Source organism: Limnospira sp. PMC 289.06 (assembly GCF_032350395.1).
GTDB classification, from domain to species: domain Bacteria; phylum Cyanobacteriota; class Cyanobacteriia; order Cyanobacteriales; family Microcoleaceae; genus Limnospira; species Limnospira platensis.
On record NZ_JARPLC010000531.1, the window covers coordinates 1 to 362 of the forward strand.

The 362-nt window shown below is 48.3% G+C and carries 1 protein-coding gene; it reads left to right on the top strand.

Translation table 11 applies throughout. The features are described 5' to 3' along the window. Positions 1-224 (top strand): hypothetical protein (locus tag P5674_RS26145; protein ID WP_315670514.1); only part of this gene is annotated, 224 nt, incomplete at its 5' end. Between the last annotated feature and the right edge of the window lie 138 nt (positions 225-362).

Sequence of the window (362 nt, forward strand, 5' to 3'; positions counted from 1 at the left end):
GTGGTACTTTCACCCCTTGGTGGAATAAAAGGGACTCGTACCCTGACCATCCCATAACTGTTTATATGTCCCGACGCTTGGAGAAATCTAAGCAAGGCAGGGAACTCAAGGTCATAAACAAACTGAGAAATCAGGGAGTAGAGAGTAACGGCGATAGCCACCCCCAGTTTCAGGATACACAACCCGTCAGATTGAAGCGGGGAACGGAAGGCTCCGAGGTGTAACCTAACACCAGAACAAAGACCACTGCCAACCATCTATGATTAGGCGTGAGCCGAATGTCTGACTTGAACCATCATCAGTATAGAGCAGCGAAACAGGTTGATACGCTGCGCTCAAAAGAGTAAGGGGAAAAGTAGGAA